This is a genomic window from Bacteroides sp. MSK.20.82 (genome assembly GCF_019052485.1).
In the GTDB taxonomy this organism is placed as follows: Bacteria; Bacteroidota; Bacteroidia; order Bacteroidales; family Bacteroidaceae; genus Bacteroides; species Bacteroides thetaiotaomicron.
Map to the genome: position 1 here is coordinate 82,780 of NZ_JAHQUN010000003.1, position 17,554 is coordinate 100,333.

The following is a 17,554-nucleotide window of genomic DNA, read 5'->3' on the forward strand; positions in this document are numbered from 1 at the left end:
AGCTGTTATTTAATCTCTTTGGTGAACGCACGGCGGCGCTTATGTTGCTTAGTCTCAAAGTAATCCCATTGTGCCTGAACTTTTCCGTTCAGTTCCAGTTCGGGGTTGCTTTCCGCAAAGATAAAACCTAATTTTTGATAAACCGGAATTAAATCGGAAAATAACAAAGCGTTAACACCTTTATTCTGGTACTCCGGTTTGACTGCTACAAGCAGCAGGTCAAGCATTTTGGCACGGCGTTTCATGAACAGTGCTTTCAGCAGATAGAACCATCCTAGAGGGAGCAGACGGCCGTGTGACTTTTGCAGGGCCTCGGCAAGAGACGGCATGGAGATGCCTACGCATACCAGCTTGTCGTCGGCGTCGGTAATGAGGGTAACCATCCGTAAGTCGAGAATCGGGAGATACATCTTTACGTACTGGTTGATTTGCCGTTGCGTCAGCGGGGAGTAGCCGTAGAGCGGGCTGTATGCTTCGTTCATCAGTTCGAAGATTTCCTGTCCGTAGTCTTTGGCTATTTTTCTTCCGGAGGTGTATTTCTTTATCTTCAGGTTGTATTTTCGTTGAATCAGTTCGGAGATACGCTTGTGCTTGTCGGGGATGGCATCGGGGATGTAGATTTTGTATTCCACCCAGTCGGCGTCTTTCTCGAAACCGAGTCTCTCCATGTGTACGGGGTAATACGGGTGGTTGTAGATAGTAGCCATTGTGCTGAGCTGGTCGAATCCTTCGATCAGCATTCCTTCCGCATCGAAATCGGTGAATCCCAGAGGACCTGTGATGTGAGTCATGCCGCGCTCTTTTCCCCAGTCTTCGACGGTCTTGATGAGTGCGGATGATACTTCGGGGTCATCAATGAAATCTATCCATCCGAAACGGACGTTCTTGCATTCCCACTTTTCGTTGGCGCGGTTATTGATGATAGCGGCCACACGACCTACGATTTTGTCGTCCCGGTATGCCAGGAAGTAATCTGCTTCACAGAACTCGAATGCCGCATTCTTCTTTTTGTTGAATGTGTTGAGCATGTCATCGTAAAGGTCGGGCACGGAATATGGATTGCCCTTATACATCCTGTAATTAAAGCGAATAAACTTCTTAAGTTCTCTCTTTGTAGAGACTTTCTTGATTGTAATAGCCATATCTCGTATTTATGATTGAGGGGCAAAGATACGTGATAATCTTTAAATTACAACGCTACGGGTGGGAAAAACTGTACAGGGGGAGGCCCGATTCCGGAAAATAAAAAGGTAGTGAATCGTTGCTTGGACTGATATTTGGAGTACCTTTGTCAGAAATAACTATAACACAAATGGAACTGCAGATTATTCAGAATAAAATATATGAGATCAGAGGGCAGAAGGTGATGCTCGATTTCGATTTGGCGGAATTGTATGCAACAGAAACCCGCTTGTTAAAGCGTGCCGTAAGACGTAACATTGACCGTTTTCCTATTGACTTTATGTTTGAACTCTCGACAGAAGAGGCTAACTCTTTGTTATCCAGTAGGGTATCCCAAAATGGGACACCCCAGTATAACTTCAGTGCTTACAAGCCGTTTGCTTTTACCGAACAGGGTGTAGCCATGCTTTCAAGTGTCCTGCATTCGGAAGTAGCCATTAGGGTAAATATCAATATTATGCGTGCTTTTGTCAGTATCCGCCAATATGTATTGGCTAGTGAAGCCAAGAATGAAGAAATAGAAGAGCTGAAACAGCGCATACAAGAGTTGGAGAATCAAGGTTGCAAAGCTTTCGCAATGATCAATCAGATAGGTGAGGAAACATTGGAGGCAATCAACGACCTTAGCGAAGATACCCGCAAAGAATTGGACGGCATCTATTTAGCTTTATCGCAATTGGCTGATAAACAGAAACAAGTACCCCAGCATAAGAAACGTAAACCGATTGGTTTCGTTCATTATGATAAGGAAGAGTGAGAGGCCGGCAAATTTAGTTAGATGCAAAGCAGTAAACATTGCCGGCAAAGTCACAAACTATCATTCTGTTTCCCGATACGGCTATCGTTGAGAAAACTGGTGCTCCGAAGTACAACTTGTCTTTGATAATCCCTGTTGACTGGTCGATGGCGTATAAATACCCGTCGGAAGCTCCGATATAGACAATTCCTTGTGAAGATACAGGGCTTGTTTCTACTCCCGCCTGCGGCGTAGAAGAATAAGGAGCAGTGTATACAAGAGAAGGTAAAGTCTCGGCTCTCCATTTGATGAAAAGAGTCGGTTTGTCGAGAGCGAAGATTCCACGGTCTGCGCTGCCGAAGATAATCTCATGTTCGGTGACAAGCGGGGTAGATGTCACGTCCAGGTTGGCGGACAGTTCCTTTTGCTGGAGTACTTTACCGGTTTGAGGTTCTATCAGGAAAAAGCTTTTGGAGGAGATGATCCATAATTTTCCGTCTCTGTAGACCGGAGAGGCACCTCGGTTGCCGAGTCCGTTGTCCGAGAGTTTCCAGAGTTGTTTGCCAGTGCGGATGTCGTTGCCATACAGTCCTCCCCATTGGGTGCCACTGATTAGTACGTCTCCGGCGATGGTTAACGTGGTGGTCGAGCCTTCCCGTTGTTTCCAGTCCGTGTTGGTCCATATCACTTTTCCTGTTTTCAGGTCGTAGGCTGAAAGTCCGGCGCCGATTCCGGCATAAACGATTCCTTTGTCAACTGTCAGTCCTTCGCTCAGATAGGGATAGTTCTTTAAGTTGATGTATTGTTGCCACAGTGGTTTTCCGGATGCTGCGTCGAGGGCGTACAGATTGCAGGAGGCATCCTGGGCTACAACGATTCCATTTTCGCAGGCAATGGTATTCTTTACCGAGTTTTCCGTGCGGAACTTCCATAGTTGTTTGCCGGAATGGAAGTCGAATGCACAGATATAAGTGTTGAGCGACGTGTTATCATCGGTAGTGGCAATGAATACTCTTTGTCCGGCGATGAGGGGGGAGGTCATGAAGATGTTACTTCCTGTGTTCGCTGTCCATTGTAGTTGCAGGGGGAGTTTGATTTGGGAGTCATTTATTCCACCGGAGTGACTTGCGTTCTGAAGTAGGGTATTCCAGTCCTTCCCTGCGATAGCAGTCGATTTGAAATCTTTCTGATAAAGGAACTGACTGGTGGCAGTCGCTTCCTTTCCGTCGTTGAAGGATGAAGTCACTGTCAGGTTCAGTTTCTTTCCGTTTTCGTTAGCGGGTATTTGAATATTTCCGCTCCAGTTCCAGTCGGTGAGGGGCGACAGGTTGCCTTTGGCTATTTCCCGGTTGTCTTCCGGATTGCTCAGCACATAAGAAACAGACGATGTTTTTGCCTGTGAGTTATAGGTGTTGACCGAGACCGGAAGCTGATAGCCGGTTTCCGGATGTATGGGGGTTGCTTGGTTCTTCATCGGAGAAACGATAGCGATTTGCGGTTCGATGAAAGTATAGCGCAGTTGCGTTGTGAGGTGATCGTTGGCATCTATCTTTATGTCTCTGAAAGAAGAAGGGGAGTGATCGATACCTCCTTTGTCCAGTGTGCCGGTGCAGATGGTATAAATGCCTTTCTGATTGCGGACGTAGTTGTAGTGCATATGTCCGTAGATTTGTGCTTTCGTGTTGAACGTACGGAGGTCGAGGATATCCTTTTTGTCTGCCTTGAATACGAAGTTATCGCTGGGAGTAAACAGGTCGTGGTTAAAAAGAACAAGCGCCTGATCTTTCTTCATCAGGGCGAGGTCATTCTTCAGCCAGTTGTATACATCCCTTTGCGTGTAATCGGTCGGGTTGTCTCCGTGGTCGATGGGAGTAACGACGTAATGCACGTTGCCGATATCGAACGAATACCATGTCGGGCCATAAATCGATTCATAAAGTTCTTCGCCGTAGTTGCCTTTCACCAGGTCGTGGTTGCCTATGCAGTAATAGACGGGGCAGTCCATTGTTTGTGCATTCACTACTTGATTGTGCATTGTGAGTCCCGGTTCGTAACAGATGTCTCCGGTATGAATCAGAAAAGCCGGTTGTTCGTTCTTTATGTATTGCTGTAGGTCGGTGACCCAACGTCCCATTCCTCCGGTCACTTCCGTGTCGGTGATATGGATAAAGGAGTGTTCTCTGCCCTTGGTCCGTTCGCTTTCGGTCACTATAAAATCATAGCTTTTCCTGTCCTCCTTGACAGGGAGGTAGAATTGCTGTGTCTCGAATCCGGCAGGCGTAGTGATGCTGATAAATCGGGTTTTCTCGAATCCCGATAAGGAGAACCGGCCTTTTCTATCTGTTTTTACTACGTTCATTCCGTCTGTTACCATCACTCCCTCCAGCGGTTTGTCTCCTTTGTCGAATGTGCCCGATTGATTGATGTCGACATAGACGGTTCCTTTAAATTGTGCGCACAGCGGAAGATATAGTAAAAATGACAAGAGTATTACGGATAGTCTTTTCATGATCGGTTCTCTGTTTTATTAGGCACAGATGACACGGATTAACGCGGTTTTTAATTGACCGATCTCTTAAATCCGTGAAATCCGTGTCATCCGTGCCTAAATTTATGATATAAATTAATTATGCTGATACTTATCGTATTTGTTTCATCTCTTCGTTGTATCTCGCTTCTTCCTTACACAAAGGCTTGTACCAGGTTTTTCTGAGTATGAGCGTGGTAATCAGAAGCAAAGCGATAGAACTCCAGAGCCCTAACTGTTCGCGGACAACGAGGTACATTGGAATGATGGTAAGCGTACATTGCCAGATGATTCCTATCGCCACATTGAAGGCATCTCTTTTGAAGTTTTTATTCGCCTGAATATGCGGGTAACGGGCGATTGCTTTCTCCTGAATCGGCTTCCAGCATCCCCATGGGCGTACATTGACGTAGAAGTTGATCAGAGTCTCTTCATCTGTAGCCGGAGCACTGTAAGTCCCGATGATACATCCGATCAGAGAGACGCCGAACAGTACGGGGAAGAAATAAAGTACCCATGCATCCGGAACGGTAAATTTCATCACAATAGCGGCCACTACTCCGGCAGTCATTCCCCAGAAGTAACCTTCACCGTTGAAACGCCACCAATGCCATTTCAGTACGTTGGCTGCGATGTATCCTCCGAACAGTGCACCAACAATCCACTGAAAGATTTCATTGATATCTTTCAGGAAGAATCCGATGACGGTGCTCACCACCACTACTGCAACGGAAATGACATAGCTGCTGCGTATCTGTGTCTTCACACTCGCTTTCGGGTTGATGTATTTCAGATAAATATCATTTACGATATATGCAGGGGCTGCATTGACGGTAGAAGCAAAGGTCGACATGAAAGCTGCCAGTAGACCTGCCAATAATAATCCTGCAAATCCTGCCGGAACATATCGTGTGATCAGATGGGGAAGAATTGTCTCAAAGTCCGTGCGGGTCACCTCCATCTGTGTCAGTCCGCCGTCTTCCTTGAAGAAATAGATGGCAAGTAATGCAAATCCCATAATCATCAGATAGCGTGGAATTAACAGCACGACGGATACGGAACCGCTCATCATCGCCGCTTCTTTGGGAGATTTGCAGGACAGAATTTTCTGCATATCATAGTTGGGCGCAGGCCCTGCCATACTCATGAAGATGCCTTTGAGCAACGCCATCATGACAAAGATACCTATCAGACTGTAAGGTTCGTTCGCCATTCGTTCGGTCAGCAAACTCATCCGGCTGCTCCAGTCAATATCGAGCGTCCATCCGAAGAAAGGGGAATCCCATCCGGCAGGTACAAAGGAGTGTATCATATCCGGCGCCACCATCTGCATACCGATCACTACGATAACGATGCCTGCCACCGTCATGATAAGGAACTGTACGACATCTGTCCATACGATGCTCAGCATTCCCCCCAACATGACGTAGAAGGTGGCGATAGCTGTGAAGAAGATACCGTATACATGCGGAACATACTCCGGTGATACCGTGAAAGGAATGTAGGGTGAAATGACTTCCCAGGGAATAAAGATTTCCATGAATTTGCCTATTCCTATGAATCCGTAACTCAGAAATCCGAGTACGCTTAATAACGCAAATACGACAACGATGGTATGAGAGAGTGTCGCTCCCTTGCCTTTACCGAAGCGGGTTTTGATCCATTCGGCTCCGGTGAGCACATTGGAACGCCGCAACCACACCGACAGATAAACCATGAGGAATATCTGATTGAATACCGGCCACAGCCAGGGAATCCAGAGACTTTTGAATCCGTAGGCAAATGCCCAGTAAACCATTAGCATCGTACCGGTGATGTCGAACATTCCGGATGCATTGGACAGGCCAAGCATATAGAAGGGCAGTGATTTGCCTCCCAGGAAATAGGAGTCCATATTCTGTGCGGCTCGCTTCTTCAGTATGAGTCCGATGACAATCATGGCAATGAGGTAGGCGCAGATGATCAGAAGATCGGATGTGTGTAATTTCATGTTGCTATTTTGATTAGGTTTTGTACATTAATAATCTATCAGGTACAAAAGTAGGTCGAATGTGGGGAAGAAACAAATATTATTTTAACTCATACTGATACTATTTATCTGACTTCTCAGGCTTTAATAGCTGACACGTCAGGTGTTAATACTTGACGTGTCAGCTGTTAATACCCTGCAACTCAGTTGTTAACATCCATCATGCAGAATGGAACATCCTGAAAGACAGATGATAATACTGCTTTCGGAACTATAATACAACGGCATTTTCCGACATCACGAGCTTATTGGCTTCTATGATATCGTATATGCTTTTCACGGAAGTCGTGGAACGGAGTCTGTCTTCCGGTGTATGCCGGCAGTAATCGATTAGTCGTTCGATCGTAGAAGTCGCTACGTGCATCCGTGTGTCGGAGGAAGCATAGTAGATGTATACCGTTCCGTCTTCATCCGCGATCCATCCGTTGGAGAATAGCACGTTGGATACATCTCCGGTTCTTTCTTCTCCCACAGGTGCCATGAAGTAACCTCCCGGCTGGGCTATCACCTTCCTTGGATCATCTAAAGACGTCATATACAGATATAGGACATATCTGAGCCCGGCAGCACAGGCACGGACTCCGTGTGCCAGATGTAGCCATCCTTGGGGAGTCTTGATGGGATGAGGCCCTTCACCGTTTTTCACTTCTTTGATCGTGTGATAATGGCGCTGTTCTATGACGATTTCCTTCTTGATCACTGCATGAGTGATATCGTCTATCAATGCCCATGAAATACCGCCTCCGCTGCCTGCATCGATGAATCCGTCCTGCGGACGGGTGTACAATGCATATTTTCCGTCTACGAACTCTGGGTGCAGCACTACATTCCGTTGCTGGCTTTGGGAGACGAGGTTGGGCAGGCGTTCCCAGTTTTTAAGGTCCCTGCTGCGTATGATTCCTGCTGCTGCAATGGCCGAGGTGAGGTCTCCTGCGGGTGCGTCCGGATCTTTGCTTTCCGAGCAGAAGATACCGTATATCCATCCGTCCTCGTGTTTTGTCAGACGCATATCGTAGACGTTCGTTTCTTCCGGATATAGGTCCGGCAGTTGTACCGGATATTCCCAAAAGCGGAAGTTGTCGATACCATTGGGACTTTCTGCGATGGCGAAGAATGATTTGCGGTCATGTCCTTCTACCCGTGCCATAACAAGATATTTCCCGTTGAATTTGATAGCGCCTGCATTGAATACGGCGTTAATGCCGAAACGTTCCATCAGATAGGGATTTGTTTCCGGATTGAAGTCGTATCTCCACTCCAGCGGAGGGTGCTCTGCTGTCAGAATGGGATATTTGTATCGTTCAAAAACACCATTGCCGGGCAGTATCTTTTCATTTTCACGTGAGATGAGCTCATCATATTCTTTCGTGAGAATATGTAGTCTGTTATCATATCTATTCATATCAATTCATAAAATTAGAGTAAAGCATCGGCTTGCGATCCTTTTTGTATTACTTGACAGGACAAAAGAGACTGTTTGCAAGCCAGACATACCTGAGATATACGGTGTTGTAGGGACAGTCTCTTTGTACTTTTGTCATTTTGAAAGTATGGGGGTACTTTCAAAAAATACATGTGTCAAGTCTATAAACTATTGTTTGGTAATCATATAAGAGCGGATGGTGCAATTGGGTTCTAAGAAGCTGACCCAGTACCAACCATCTTCCACTTTATCGATCCGGCAATCTTCTATCGGATATTTCACTTTTTTGTCCACTGCATTTCTTGTTACTTTATACAGTACCGCATCACCTTTGTTGCCTTTCGTCAAATCACCTGTAAACTGAACTGCAAAACCGCTGGCATAAGTTCCTGTTCCTTTTATAATAATTTCGGACATATTGAACTCTTCCGAATGAGTAATGGAACCCACTGCCGAGGTAGAGACAGACTGATAAGAAGATGAACCTGCTATTAAGTAACGATATGATGGATTCTCCAGATATAGGTCGTCGATATAGACTATATTGATGCTGATTGACTCTCCTTCCTGGTCTTTGATTGTTACCGTCTTGTTGAAACGATATCTTTTAAGACCTTCGATGATAACATCTGTTCCATTTTCCGCTATCGTGCATTTCAGATAAGTGGCAGAACCATTATTTGTGCAGGTATAGCCTCCGTTACCGTCCAGAATCTTGATTGTCAAAGGTTCACCGACTGTCAAATAAGCAATTTCTTCACTATTGTCAACTACAAGTTTCTTTATTACTTTTACTGAAAATTCCGCACTCTTGTTCAGTCTGTCGGTCACTGTAACTGTTGCATTGCCTGGTGCCAGAGATTCTATCTGTATATGTCCTTCTTCATCTACTGTAGCTTTCACGACAGATTCTTTGTCAACTGTTACTTTGTAGCCTCTGTTTCCTGTATAAACATTGACTGTCTTGTTTTCACCCGGATACATTGTTGTAGCCGAATTGGACAAAACCAGTTCACTTAACTGATCGACGATGACTTTGACATTGGTACTCATTTTAGCCCAGTCGGTAATAGATAAGTCGGTACTACCGGCCTTCAGAGCTGTTACTTTAATTTTGTTACCTTCGGCAATGGCGGTTGCTACATCTTCATTGGAACTTGTAATTTTATAATTGCCGTTGCCTTGAACTATTTGAATGATTCCTTCCGGGGTCTCATCCAAATTAATGATCAACTCCTGCGTATTCGGCACTAAGTCGTGATAGGATGGATCATCGTCATTACAGCCGGAGAAAACAGTAGCGGCTGCAAGCAGGAATCCTGCCAAATATAATAGATTTCTTTTCATGATATTCATTGTTTATTTAGACTATTTATTCAGCTTCAATATCTTTCATTTTACCAGTGATGGTTACTACACTAAACTTAGGGACTGTAATGGAGCGCAATCCGCTGAGAGATGGATTTACTTTTTTGCGTTGCCACTTAACTCCTTCATCTGATGTATACGAGATCATGGTCTGAAACTCTTTTCCTTCAATTTCCAGTTTGGTTTCGAAGGCCTTGCTTGTAGAATTGTTTACCAGTACGATCGTATAATTGTCGTCCTTGATGTAAGCTGTCATCAACAGTTCTTTCGGGAATGCTTCTTCGTCACCTTCGGGAGCAACAGTCTTGATATCCACACGTCGGCTTCCTTCCGGGATAAACTTAGTAAATTGTCCGTAACTGTAGTAGCGGGACGCTCTTTCATAATTGGTTCCGGGAAGTGCTTCTTCCAGTCTGATCAACGCTTCATTATTCGTACAAGGACGTGCACCTGCCCACCAGATAAATGCGTTCAGGTTGGAAACTGCCAGATAATTATGGAAAGTAGTAGCCCATTGCATCGCGTTTTTCCAGGATGGATCGTATGTGTCTGTAGAACTGGTTTCCGTATTCCATAAATGAATATTATTTTCAGCGCAGAGTGGTGATTGTACAAACTCAGTGTTGCCAATTAATGTGTATCCGTGAGCTGCTGCAATAATGTTGGAGTTAACCAGATCGGGACAGGCTTTCAAGCCATTTTCAAGAAAAGTGACTCCTGCTTTCCACCACGAGTGCTCTCCAAAGATAATCTTCATGTCTTGATAACCTGCTTTATCTAAAGCCGGGCGAAGATTCTTCTGGCAGAAGTTAGCCAGATTGGTATAACTCCAGCTACAACCGTTCCATCCCGTTCCACTGCTGTTAGGCTCATTAGATGGTGATATTGCATATATCTCAATGCCGAACTTTTCAGTGTATGCTTTGATGAAGTCAATCAGATAGTTAGCATATGCGTCTTCCGAACCGGACGCCAGGCTACCGCCTGAGGGCTTTCCGTTAGATTTCATAGTTCCGGGAGGACTCCAGGTAGAGAATATAAATTTCACATCTTTATATTTTTTCTGCAGGATATCTACCAGCCACATTTGACCTAATTGTACTTGTTCGCCACATCCGGAACCGTTAAAGTCTCTCCAGTAATCATTGATCATAGAAGGGTCGTTGGCTGCAAGATTGAAGGTACGGTTCATTCCGAAGTCAATGACGTTTGTGGTAGGGTTCTGATAGTGTGGAAATACCTCACCTCTGAAAATATTAAGCTTCAAGCCATTTTCTCCGAAAAGGTCATTGACTACATCTTCGCGCATCATGTTGTTCCATATACGATGTGACCACTCTGCAAAGGCACATCCGAAGCCATCGATTATCTGATGTTCGTGCCCTTCTCCGAACTGTACTTTGATGACAGCTTCTGTAGTGGGTTCGGCTGAGAATCCGTCATCCTCGTCTGTTTCTTCTACCGGGTCCGGGATGTAGACGTCACTGTGACTCAGACTTCCATCGTCACAAGAGTATCCAATGAATAGAAAGAGGGATACGAATAATAATGAATATATCTTTTTCATGTTGTTTCTTTATTAAGTTAATCTTGCTAGGTTTTTTATTTCCATAAACTGGTTTGTTCCATGGCAGTATTATTGTTTAGTTCACTTGTCGGTATAGGATAATAAAGGTGTTTTTCCTGGAAGTTTTCCGCACCTTGTTTTCCATTCGCCTTGAAGATCAACTGAATTTCGCTGGGCGAATACCAACGTTTCAAATCGTCAAAACGATGTCCTTCCGCAAAGAACTCCAATAAGCATTGGTGTTCTATTTCATTCATTAATTCAGCTTGTGCAAAAGTCTTTTCCGTAAGTCCTGCTCTTTGGCGGATTTGCTTTAAAGCATAGTTGGCACCATCCGGATCATTGGTTTTGGCGCATGCTTCAGCATAAAGCAACAGTACCTCGGCAAAGCGCATTACGCGCAAATTGCTGGACCTTCCTTCTTTGTTGCCCATGTTGTCCGGTGCCTTGTCATCCACATAATATGCGGTATTTTTCTTTATCAGGAATTTACCTGCTGTTCCATTGACGTTGAAACTTGGTGCTCCGCCTGCCATTTTTCCTTCATTGCCTTCCCAAAGATCATCCATGGAGTAATTATTTCCATACCATTTCTCGTTAGGAACTTTATCTCCATAGTTGGCAGCATCAAAAAAGAGGCTGGCATACATACGTTTGTCAAACTTGGTATCTGCATCACTCGGACGTGTTTCTTTTGTAAACTCTCCTACGATCAGGGAGTTCGGCATTAATTTAGCCCATCCGCCGGATTTTACCGGGCCGATAAACTGAGGAATGTAGCAACCTAAACAGATACCGCTTTCATTGCTCCAGGAGTAGTCTCCGTCCGGACTGTATGCCAGTTCAAATACGGATTCTTTATTGAACTCTTCTTCATTTGTGAAATTCTTTTCGAAGTTGTCCATCAATTCGTAAGAATAAGGAGCTTTCAGTAATGTACCTAATAGCTGTTTGGCTTCCGGATATTTGTGTTGGGTGGCATATACTTTGCCCAGCATTGCAATAGCTGCACCTTTAGTTATGCGTTCTTTGGCAGTAGAGCGTTCTACTGGCAGGTTGCATTTGATGGCGTTATCCAGATCTTCTTCTACTTGTGCCCATAATGCAGCTTCTGTAGCAGCGGCTTTATTGGTTTCATCTTCGTTGGATGGAATCAGTCTCAAAGGCACTTCTTTGTAATTGTTGACTAACAGGAAGTATTGATAGCCACGCAGAAAGAGTGCTTCGCCTTTGATCATCGAGCGGTCTTCTTCAGTAATACCTGATGCAGGTATCTGATCAATATACCGCAGTACGATGTTGGCACGCTGGATGCCTGAATAAAGCGCTCCGTAAGGATCATTTCCGGTAGAGGGCGAGTTCAGGAAGTTTGCAATATTCCACATCGGAACTTCTTCTCCTTTGATTGTGTAGATATCGTCACCACGACCGTTTAAGTTTAGCCAGCCGTCAAATGCGCCGAAGTATCCGTACATGGCTCCTTTTATCGGAGAATAGGCGGCTGCCAAAGCACTTTCTGCATCTGCTTTATCTTTCCAGAAGTTGCTTTCCGTGAAGTAATTGGGGTCCGACAGATTCAAAAAGCTGGATTCGTTGCACGATGTCAGCGCTCCGGAAAAAAGAGCTGCCATGCACATATATGATAACCAATTTCTTTTCATGTTCATAAACTGTTTAATGTTTAATATTAATTTAAGGTATTACAGGTTGACTTGTATTCCGAAAGAAATAGTACGGGGCAATGGATAGCGTCCCTGGTCGATACCTCTTGAGAATACATTGTAAGCAACACCTGCGACAGAACTTTCACCCAGGTCGGGGGTATAGCCGGAATATTTGGTCAATGTGAACAGGTTCTCCATTGAAGTGTATATTCTTACGTTTTCAAGTTTGATTTTCTTTGTCAGAACTTTGGGTAATGTATAGCCAATGTCCAATGTTTTCAAACGTATGTACGAGCCGTCTTCCAGCCATCTGTCGGTGTATGCCCATTTGTTGTCTGCACCGTCAGTCTTAGAGAAACGAGGAATATCAGTGTTCTGATTGTCCGGTCTCCATGAATTGGCCAATACGGTACTCATGTTTCCGTTGAAGTTTCCTGATTCCAGGCGATAACGGGGATAATTATATATCTTGTTGCCTACCATTCCGTCAAAGAAAAGGTTAAAGTCGAAGTTGTTCCATTCGCCGCCGAGTCTTATGCCAAAAGTGAAATCGGGGAACGGACTTCCTACGTCATGCTGGTCATCTGTGTTTATTTTGCCGTCACCGTTCCAGTCTTTGTAGCGGACATCACCAACTTGTGCAGCGGGCTGGATGAGTTCACCGTCTTTGTTTTTATAATTAGCGATCTCTTCTGCCGAGCGGAATAATCCGTCTGTTTCGATCAGGTTGAAATATGACATCGGGTGCCCTTCTGCAAACATATTGATACCGCGACCACCGGCACCGTGTGCGCTGTATCCGGAGATCATCAGGTTTTGTCCGCCTAATGTTATTTTGGTCACTTCATTCTTGTCGGCTGCGATATTGGCACCGATGTAATAGTTGAACTTTTCCTTGATGGCACCGCGATAGTTGACCGCAAGTTCGAATCCTTTGTTCCGTACTTGTCCCGCATTCTGAATAGAGTTTCCGCTGATACCGGTAGATGCGGTAGAAGGAATAGGTAATAGCACATCATTTGTATTCTTAACGTAAGCATCAGCAGTAAGCGTCAATCGTCCGTTTAGCAGACTGACATCTAAACCGATGTTATAGGTCTCCGTATTTTCCCATGTTAAATTGGCGGGTGAGATTGCCTGCACATATGGCATAGAACCAAACCAAGGCGAATTATTCATCACATAGTTCATGCCGTCCGATACTACACTTTGTGTCGGATAGTAGCTGGTCATCTCCTGATTACCGAGTTTACCATAACTAAAACGCAGCTTCAACTGATCGAATACATTCTCTAAAGGTTTAAAGAATTTTTCGCGGTTGATGTTCCATCCAATAGAAGCAGAAGGGAATGCACCATATTGATGTCCACTTCTGAAACGTGAAGAACCGTCACGGCGAATAGATGCCGAGAATAAATAACGGTCGTCAAAGGAATACATGACACGTCCGAACAGAGATACCAATGCAAGTTCATTCAGCGAACTGGATGCTTTCAGGTTGGAAGGATCTACATTGCCCGGCATTGTTTCAATGAACTGGGGCATATCTCCATTTTTACCATAAAGGCTGTAACTTTTGTCTTTCTGGGCAGAGTATCCGGCAAGGAGTGACAAATTGTGTTTGCCGAATGTACGGTCATAATTCAGGGTGTTTTCTAATACCCATGATTCCCATGTTGACGATTTTTCTTCAAGGTCGGGCTTGTCGTTTTTACCGAATGTTCCTAAATCGTATACATCCTTGTAATAACGCCACTTAGTATGCTCTTTTCTGATACCTACATTGAGTTTGTACTTTAGTCCTTTGATGATTTCAGCCTGTAAATAGGCATTGAGGAAAATCTTGGTTGTTTCTGTCCGTTCGTCGTTGACTGTCATTTCAGCCAATGGATTCGGTAAATTGATGTCATTGGAAGTACCCCAGCCCCCTGCGTTTGTAGGATCGTATACCGGTACTACTGACGGGAACTGAAAGATATCGAACATGGTATCCTGATGAATGTATCCACTACCTTTTGTCAGATTTACAATCATAGATTCACCTATTGTCAAGCGATTGTCGAAGAAAGAATAATCGCTTTTCAAACGGATATTGTAAGATTCATGATCAGTGTTGCGCAGTATACCTTCTTTATTAAGGTAGCTGACAGATGAACTGTAAGAACCGCTTTTGGAACCGCCGCTGATGGTAGCATTGGCTTTATAAGTCATGGCTGTGCGCAACATCACGTCTTGCCAGTCTGTTCCTTCACCAATGAAAGGGGTAGCTCCGTTTTCTGCACCATAACCGTCGCCTGCTAATTTGTAGTAGCGTGCGAAGCGGCTGTATTCTTCTCCATTAAAAACTTTCAGTGTTTTGGGAGTCTGGCTGATTCCTGTGAAGAAATTGACATCTAATTTAGTCGGCATGTCTTTACGACCGCTTTTAGTGGTAATCAGTACAACACCACCTGCTGCACGTGAACCGTAGATTGCTGCCGCAGCAGCATCTTTTAAAACTTCGATAGAGGAAATATCGTTAGGATCGACCATACTGATATCTCCAAATGCTCCGTCTACTACATAAAGTGGATTGTTGTTGGATAAAGAGCTGATACCACGAACATTGATCGTCATACTTCCATTGGGATCACCACTGGAACTGGCTACTGATACTCCGGGTATTTTCCCTTGTAAGGCTGTGGCTGCGTTAGAAGCAACCTGACCGTTAAGTTCTTTTGCACTAACCGAACCTACAGCCCCCGAAAGATGACTCTTCTTCACTGTACCATAACCAATCACTACTACTTGTTCCAGAGCGATATTATCTTCTTCCATAGATACATTGATTGGAGTTCCGGACGTGACAGCTTTTTCTATTTGTTTCATACCTATTGTTGAGAATATCAGTATATTCCCTTTATTCGCTTTGATGGAGTATTTACCATCCATGTCTGTTACTGTGCCGGTGTCTTTACCTTTCACTCTGACTGTGACTCCTGGTAAGGGTTCATTTGTTGTAGCTTCTGTTACCATTCCTTTTATTTCAATATCCTGGGCTGCCAGTGGAATGCTAGTCAGGCAAAGAAAAAAGAATAGTAGAAAATAAATTTTTCTTCTCATAATTTATTGTATTAGATTATAAACTCTATTCAATTGTTGATTGATCCATGGAAACTTCAACCAATAACTGATGATGCAAAAGTAGGCGATAATGCTCCGTCAGACAAGTAGTATTTTATCATTTACTAATACAATTCTATCGTATTGTATTTTAATTTGAATAAACAAAAGATAAGATGTCCTATCAGAGTGTTTGAATGCTGCTTTAATCAGTTGGATTGCTTATTAAGAATGTCAAAAGAGTACATTTTATGATTGAAGTTATATTATGTTGTGTTACCGGGGGACAAAGGTATAAGGATATGTATGTTGATGCAAGTATTATTCGGTAATTAACAGCTGTGGAGGTGTGATTTCTATTACTTATAGGAAATAAAACTATTATGACTGCTCATTTTGTTACTTATAAGAAATAGTATTTATAATCTCCTATCTTATGAGCGTGGATAGATAAATAAAAAAGGAGAAGCCAGTTATTTTAGCTTCTCCTTTTCCCTTCCTGTTAATCATCCTAAATGATTATTTGAAAACAATCTCCATGGGTTTACCTATCCAAACTTGTGGTTGTTCTAAATGAAAGATGCGGGCGATGGTGGACGCCACATCGTATTGCATCATGCTTACATCGTCAAACCGGAGTCCTTTCTTAATATTCTTGCCGGATATGATGAAAGCAGTTTCCATTTCTTGCATGGTTTTTCCGCCATGACCTTTATCGATACCTCCGTGATCGGAAGTTAATATGAAAATGGTATCATCCAGCATTCCTGCGTCTTTTACCGCCTGAACGATTTGGCCGACATACATATCCAGTTCTTTAAGTTTCTCGTAATATTCCGGTGTGTCGTGTCCGGCAGTGTGTCCGGTGTGGTCCGGACCGTCGTAGCAGATGGCTACAAGAGCGGGGTGTTTCTCCTTTATATAAGAAGAAGCCATATTGCCCAGTTCTTTCGGAGTCTTGTTGCAGTCGGCAACATGATAGTGATAACTTAAAGACAGCGTATCTACTAAATATTTAATTCCTTCCCATTCATACAGGCAACCGATTTCCGCTTCCGGGCGGGCATCGCGCAGTAATTGAAAAACAGTAGGGAAGATACCATTCTTATTTAATACGCGTGAGGGAAGTTCCGGTGTTTTAGATCCCCATTCGGTGTATCCGTGAAGTTCCGGTCCGGCTCCCATAAACATGGATGCCCAGTTGATGGCGCTGGAAGAGGGGAGGGCAGAACGCTTTTTCAGTGTGTAAGCTCCGTCCTCCATCAGTTTCTTTACGTTTGGCATATCTGCTTTGGGAAGGCTGTAGGCTCCCCAGCCGTCCAAACCGATGAAAACAACGTGTTTAGCTTTGTCTTTTCCTTTGGCATGGCAGGAGAAAGTGAAACTGAAGAGGAGTGCGAATGTAGCAAGTAGTGTTAAAAAGGTTTGTTTATTCATGATACTTTTATTTATATGGTTAATGTTTTATTCGTTATTGAATCAAAGGCCATAACTAATGATGAGCAAAGGTAAGACTATTTTAAGGGGGAGACAAATATAATATTAGCAGATACTAATACTTTTATGGTATTTCTTTTAAAATTTTGTCTTTTGCTTGGCGTTGTTTCTTTGGCTGTCAAATTCTGTCGTTGACTATTTGTCTATAATATTGACCGTTTTAATGATTCTTCTGCTCAAATATGAATATCCTTTCGGCTTGGCTACAATAATATCCTTACAGTTTTATAATAAACCGTTTGAGCGTTTTTAATAAATAGTTGAAGGGTTTATTATAAACGGTATCCAAGTTTATTAAAAACTATTTTTGGGAAATTTCTGAGTAACCTTGGAATTATATAAACAAAAAGGGAGAAAATCAGTGCTGATTTTCTCCCTTTTCCATTCCTTTATAGATGGAAACAGATGCCTTATTGACTGCTGTTATGTCTTATATTTTATACGTTTCATATTGCTTTT

At 43.6% G+C, this 17,554-nt stretch carries 10 protein-coding genes; 1 reads left to right on the plus strand and 9 read right to left on the minus strand.

The window, feature by feature from the left end; translation table 11 throughout:
* Positions 1–5: 5 nt before the first annotated feature.
* Entirely contained in the window at positions 6–1,142 is a 1,137-nt protein-coding gene (locus tag KTR07_RS04560; protein ID WP_008761753.1) for a GNAT family N-acetyltransferase, read from the minus strand.
* A gap of 170 nt (positions 1,143–1,312) precedes the next feature.
* Here KTR07_RS04560 and KTR07_RS04565 point away from each other — a divergent pair, with 170 nt between their 5' ends.
* A complete protein-coding gene (locus tag KTR07_RS04565) occupies positions 1,313–1,939 on the plus strand; it encodes an ORF6N domain-containing protein (protein WP_011108598.1) in 627 nt (208 codons plus the stop codon).
* 13 nt (positions 1,940–1,952) lie between these two features.
* Here KTR07_RS04565 and KTR07_RS04570 read toward each other — a convergent pair whose 3' ends face one another.
* The 8 genes from KTR07_RS04570 to KTR07_RS04605 form a co-directional block, all read right to left on the minus strand.
* Positions 1,953–4,427: a PQQ-binding-like beta-propeller repeat protein gene (locus tag KTR07_RS04570; RefSeq protein ID WP_217315210.1), complete on the minus strand. Its 2,475-nt coding sequence runs from the start codon at positions 4,425–4,427 to the stop codon at positions 1,953–1,955.
* A gap of 130 nt (positions 4,428–4,557) precedes the next feature.
* Positions 4,558–6,435 (minus strand): sodium:solute symporter family protein, encoded by a 1,878-nt coding sequence (locus tag KTR07_RS04575; protein ID WP_011108596.1) that lies wholly within the window; start codon positions 6,433–6,435, stop codon positions 4,558–4,560.
* A 250-nt stretch (positions 6,436–6,685) separates the two neighbouring features.
* Complete coding sequence (locus KTR07_RS04580; RefSeq protein ID WP_011108595.1) at positions 6,686–7,876, minus strand: glycoside hydrolase family 130 protein; 1,191 nt, start codon at positions 7,874–7,876, stop codon at positions 6,686–6,688.
* 189 nt (positions 7,877–8,065) lie between these two features.
* Entirely contained in the window at positions 8,066–9,244 is a 1,179-nt protein-coding gene (locus KTR07_RS04585; RefSeq protein WP_181590407.1) for a hypothetical protein, read from the minus strand.
* A 25-nt stretch (positions 9,245–9,269) separates the two neighbouring features.
* Entirely contained in the window at positions 9,270–10,832 is a 1,563-nt protein-coding gene (locus KTR07_RS04590; protein WP_016269077.1) for a glycoside hydrolase, read from the minus strand.
* Between the two features lie 35 nt (positions 10,833–10,867).
* Positions 10,868–12,493 carry a RagB/SusD family nutrient uptake outer membrane protein gene (locus KTR07_RS04595; RefSeq protein WP_008767302.1) on the minus strand — a complete coding sequence of 542 codons (1,626 nt, stop codon included), beginning with the start codon at positions 12,491–12,493 and terminating at the stop codon, positions 10,868–10,870.
* Between the two features lie 39 nt (positions 12,494–12,532).
* Positions 12,533–15,598, minus strand: a complete 3,066-nt coding sequence (locus KTR07_RS04600) for a TonB-dependent receptor (protein WP_008767301.1) — start codon at positions 15,596–15,598, stop codon at positions 12,533–12,535.
* A 519-nt stretch (positions 15,599–16,117) separates the two neighbouring features.
* Entirely contained in the window at positions 16,118–17,035 is a 918-nt protein-coding gene (locus KTR07_RS04605) for an alkaline phosphatase (RefSeq protein WP_217315212.1), read from the minus strand.
* Positions 17,036–17,554: the final 519 nt, after the last annotated feature.

What these genes read in the sequence shown, in the direction of transcription:
- KTR07_RS04570 (WP_217315210.1), bottom strand. Translation starts at nt 4,427, where the DNA reads ATGAAAAGACTATCCGTAATACTCTTGTCATTTTTACTATATCTTCCG.
- KTR07_RS04605 (WP_217315212.1), bottom strand. Translation starts at nt 17,035, where the DNA reads ATGAATAAACAAACCTTTTTAACACTACTTGCTACATTCGCACTCCTC.
- KTR07_RS04580 (WP_011108595.1), bottom strand. Translation starts at nt 7,876, where the DNA reads ATGAATAGATATGATAACAGACTACATATTCTCACGAAAGAATATGAT.
- KTR07_RS04590 (WP_016269077.1), bottom strand. Translation starts at nt 10,832, where the DNA reads ATGAAAAAGATATATTCATTATTATTCGTATCCCTCTTTCTATTCATT.
- KTR07_RS04595 (WP_008767302.1), bottom strand. Translation starts at nt 12,493, where the DNA reads ATGAAAAGAAATTGGTTATCATATATGTGCATGGCAGCTCTTTTTTCC.
- KTR07_RS04585 (WP_181590407.1), bottom strand. Translation starts at nt 9,244, where the DNA reads ATGAAAAGAAATCTATTATATTTGGCAGGATTCCTGCTTGCAGCCGCT.
- KTR07_RS04565 (WP_011108598.1), top strand. Translation starts at nt 1,313, where the DNA reads ATGGAACTGCAGATTATTCAGAATAAAATATATGAGATCAGAGGGCAG.
- KTR07_RS04560 (WP_008761753.1), bottom strand. Translation starts at nt 1,142, where the DNA reads ATGGCTATTACAATCAAGAAAGTCTCTACAAAGAGAGAACTTAAGAAG.
- KTR07_RS04575 (WP_011108596.1), bottom strand. Translation starts at nt 6,435, where the DNA reads ATGAAATTACACACATCCGATCTTCTGATCATCTGCGCCTACCTCATT.
- KTR07_RS04600 (WP_008767301.1), bottom strand. Translation starts at nt 15,598, where the DNA reads ATGAGAAGAAAAATTTATTTTCTACTATTCTTTTTTCTTTGCCTGACT.